4 protein-coding genes, 1 pseudogene and 1 riboswitch are annotated in these 3,543 nt (G+C 62.7%); of the genes and pseudogenes, 1 reads left to right on the plus strand and 4 read right to left on the minus strand.

The window, feature by feature from the left end; genetic code table 11:
* Both JX325_RS13735 and JX325_RS13740 read right to left on the minus strand, forming a co-directional pair.
* A partial coding sequence (locus JX325_RS13735; RefSeq protein ID WP_243414096.1) for an ABC transporter permease occupies nucleotides 1-592 on the minus strand: 592 nt, incomplete at its 3' end.
* Nucleotides 564-863, minus strand: a complete 300-nt coding sequence (locus tag JX325_RS13740) for a thiamine-binding protein (protein ID WP_204791661.1) — start codon at nucleotides 861-863, stop codon at nucleotides 564-566. The genes JX325_RS13740 and JX325_RS13735, both read right to left, overlap by 29 nt.
* A gap of 63 nt (nucleotides 864-926) precedes the next feature.
* A riboswitch (TPP riboswitch) is annotated at nucleotides 927-1,032 on the minus strand.
* Nucleotides 1,033-1,258: 226 nt separating this feature from the next.
* On the opposite strand from JX325_RS13740, the gene JX325_RS13745 reads away from it, so the two are divergent.
* Nucleotides 1,259-2,293, plus strand: a complete 1,035-nt coding sequence (locus JX325_RS13745; protein WP_204791662.1) for an endonuclease/exonuclease/phosphatase family protein — start codon at nucleotides 1,259-1,261, stop codon at nucleotides 2,291-2,293.
* A gap of 177 nt (nucleotides 2,294-2,470) precedes the next feature.
* Here JX325_RS13745 and hpf read toward each other — a convergent pair whose 3' ends face one another.
* Nucleotides 2,471-3,016 (minus strand): ribosome hibernation-promoting factor, HPF/YfiA family, encoded by a 546-nt coding sequence (gene hpf, locus JX325_RS13750; protein WP_204791663.1) that lies wholly within the window; start codon nucleotides 3,014-3,016, stop codon nucleotides 2,471-2,473.
* A 336-nt stretch (nucleotides 3,017-3,352) separates the two neighbouring features.
* Nucleotides 3,353-3,543 (minus strand): annotated as a pseudogene (locus JX325_RS13755) (RNA-binding protein S1); the annotation flags it as partial.

The following is a 3,543-nucleotide window of genomic DNA, read 5'->3' on the forward strand; positions in this document are numbered from 1 at the left end:
ACTCGGAGATCACCGCCCCCACCACCGCGTAGGACGCGGAGACCCGGAGGCCGGAGAAGAAATGGCTTAGGGCGGAGGGAAATTCCAGGTACCGGAAGATTTGCCGGCGGCCCGCTCCCATGGAGCGCAGCAGATCCGCCGCCGCCCGGTCGGTGCTGGCGTAGCCCTCCAGCAGGCTGACGGCAATGGGAAAGAAGGTGGTCAGGGCCACCAGAGTCACCTTGGGGGCCATGCCGAAGCCCATCCAGAGCACCAGCAGCGGCGCCAGGGCCACGGTGGGGATGGTCTGGGTGATGACCAGTATCGGGTACAGCGCCCGGTACAGGACCGGGACATGGTGCATCAGGGTTGCCAGGATCAGCGCCGACAGGATTCCGGCGGCAAGGCCCAGGGCGGCTTCCAGCAGCGTCACCCCGGCGTTTTCCAGCAGGACCGGGGCGTCCTCCGCCAGGGCCCGGCACACGGCGGCGGGGGAGGGCAGCAGAAACGAGGGAACCAGCCTCGCCTCCGAGGCCAGCAGCCACAAGAGCACGGCTGCCGCCAGGGACCCGGCGGCGGGCAGCTTACTGCCGGTGCGGTCCGACTTTTTCATCGATTCCAAGCACGCTTCCCTTGGGCTTGTAGACCAGCTTCACATAGGCGGAGACCTTCTCGCTGCCCGCCCGGTTGGCAATTCGCATGCAGTTTTCCACGATCTCCATCAGCTGGTGAAGATCTTCCCCCTCGACGCAGGTCTCGCTGGGACCCACAAAGCAGTGCAGGCCGGTGGACCGGATGTAGGCGATGACCTCGTCCACGATGCGGACGATCTCCCGGTCGCTGGACGCGGCGGGCAGAATTTGGATAGCGGCGTTTGCTTTCATGTTCGGTTCCTCCAAAAAAATAAAATCAGAACATCCGGCAAGCTATGCCATACGGATGCTCTGACTGCTTCAGAAACGACTTCCTACGCTGGCATTACCCAACAGGTTCAAAGGGTCAAAGGCCAAATGCCTTACTCTCAGCTGCGCGGCAGCCCCCCTGGCGATTCACTTGTCTTTTGTTCTGGGGACGGCGGACCGTCCCACCGCTACTGTAACACGGATTCAAAGGGAATGCAAGGAAAACTTGAGGCCTTTGCCGCTTTCCTGTCAAAAAGGGTTTGCTGTTCTTGCCTTTTATCCGCCCGGCGCTTATAATACAAAATAAAGAGCCTGAATTTCGGCACAGACCGTCCGGCGGTACGGTCCGCCAAGGAAGCAGAAGGAGGAAAATCACGATGAAGGGATTGCCCAACGAGGAGCGGCAGCGCTTGGGGGCGCTGCTGGAGGAAACCTCCCAAGCGGAGGTCATGGGGAAGATTCCCCAATTTTCCCAGGCGGAGGTGCACAATCTGGCTCCGCTCCCGGCGCGGGCCCCGGAGGCCCTGGGGATGCTGGTGTTCAATATGGAGCGGGGCGTGTGCCTGGAGGAGCTGGGGGATTTTTTGGAAACCTGCCCGGCGGTCCGGCCCTTCGATGTGATTCTGGCCAATGAGCTGGACGACGGCTGCGTCCGCTCCGGCGGAAAGAACACCACCTTGGAGCTGGCGAAGCGGCTGGGGATGAACGCGGCGTTCGGCCTGGAGTTCATCGAGCTGGTGAACGGGGAGGACTCAAAGGGTTTCCACGGCAACGCCATCTTCTCCCGCTGGCCCATCAAACGGGCCAAGGCGGTCCGCCTGCCGGAGCAGTACAACTGGTACTTTGACCGCCAGCGGCGGATTGGCGGGCGGCTGGCCGTTTTGGCGGAGCTGGACGTGGCGGGCACGCCGGTGGGCGTGGGCGCCATCCACCTGGAGAACCGGACCCACGGCCCGGGCCGCCGGGCCCAGCTGTCAGCCGTGCTGGCGGAGGCGGAGGCCATGTTCCCCGATATGCCGGTGATTTTGGGCGGGGATCTGAATACCAACACCTTCGACGGCCGGGACAAGGACGCCATCCGGGCCGTGGCGGGAAGCCCTGAGCTCCAGCGCCGGTGTTTGGAGGATGTGGCGGACTGGGAGGAATGCCTCCCGGCGGCGGAGGAAGCGGGCTACCGCCTCCTGCCGGACAGGGCCGCGGCCACCCGGCGCAAGCCCCTCCCCGGCGGGGGGCATCTGGACCTGCGGCTGGACTGGCTGCTGGTCCGGGGCCTGGAAACAGGGGAGAGCCGCACCATCTCCACCCGGAAGGAGGACTGCGGCTTTGCCCTGCCCGGCAGCGCTTTGGCGGCGTTCACCGGGGAGGAGCTTTCCGACCACAACGCGGTCTGGGCCTCCTGCGCCCTGAAGTGAGAACCCCGCCAGGCCGAACGCCGCCGGGACGGAGATTCCGGCGGGGAGGAGGAACGCCGCCTTCGCCAGGCACATCACCGGGCGGAGCTTGGAACCCGAAGAGAAACCGGGGGCGCACAAGAACGGTGCGCCCCCGGTATTGTTCCATGTAGGCCCGGCGTTTTTTCAAACCGGAGCTTATTCCTCCTCGTCCGTAACAATGAGGCCATAGCCGCCGCTCTTCCGGCGGTAGACGATGCACAGGCTGTCGTCCTCGCTGCTGCGGAAGACGAAGAAGCTGTGGTCCAGCAGGTTCATCTGCAAGATGGCCTCTTCCGTGCTCATGGGCTTTACGGCGAAGCGCTTGGTGCGGACCACGGGGAATTCCTTCTCCTCCGCCACGTCGAAGTCGGTGGACGGGGCGGGAGGCGGGAAGCCCTCGCTCCGCAGGCGCTTGGACAGCCGGGTCTTGTTCTTCAAAATCTGGCGCTCGATATAGCCCACGGCGGCGTCCACGGCGCCGCGCATATCGCCGTCCGGCGCCTCCGTCTGGGCCCGGAGCAGAGCGCCGCCGCTCCGAACGGTGATCTCCACTGTGCAGCGGTGGTCCTTCTCCACCGAGAATGTCACAAACGCGGTGGTGTCCTCCCGGAAATACTTTTCCAGCTTCGCGATTTTCTTTTCCGTGTAAGCCTTGATGGAATCGTTGAGGGAGACCTTTTTGCAAGCGTAGGTGTACTTCATCGAGATCGCTCCTTTCGTGTGAAAAAGGGCCGGTAAGATCGTTGCGGAGGCCCTTTTGTATAATATAACATATTTGTATTGAAATGGGAAGAGGAAACCGGCGTTTTTTCAAAAGATTCACAAAATTTTTCCGCCGCACCCGCCAAGCGGCGGCTTTCGACAAAAGAAGTCGGAAAACGGCAAAACTTTCTATTTACAAGACCTGGAAAACATGGTACTTTGATATAGGAAGCTTTCCAATATCCCACCCGCTTGGGCCGCATGGCGTTTGTCCGTGCGGCTCCTTTTTATGCCATGAAGAAAACCGCCCGGCTCCGGGCGGTTTTCGCTCTTTTTTTATCTCCGTCTTCTCCCCCGTTTGCCGTCCATGCTGCGGTTCAGATCCGCCATCTTCCCCTCGGAGGAGGAGAGGAAGCGCTTCAGCTTGTCCTCAAAGGCCTGATCCCCGGACGGCGGCAGGGGCTCCGGCCTTCCCCGGCCCTGGAACTGCGGCGGGACGGACCCGGAGGCCGCCGCCGGTCTGGGGC

It is taken from the genome of Oscillibacter sp. CU971, assembly GCF_905219725.1.
GTDB lineage: Bacteria > Bacillota > Clostridia > Oscillospirales > Oscillospiraceae > Oscillibacter.

Excerpts from the sequence above, each read along its gene's own strand:
- JX325_RS13740 (WP_204791661.1), bottom strand. The coding sequence starts at position 863 with ATGAAAGCAAACGCCGCTATCCAAATTCTGCCCGCCGCGTCCAGCGAC.
- JX325_RS13745 (WP_204791662.1), top strand. The coding sequence starts at position 1,259 with ATGAAGGGATTGCCCAACGAGGAGCGGCAGCGCTTGGGGGCGCTGCTG.
- hpf (WP_204791663.1), bottom strand. The coding sequence starts at position 3,016 with ATGAAGTACACCTACGCTTGCAAAAAGGTCTCCCTCAACGATTCCATC.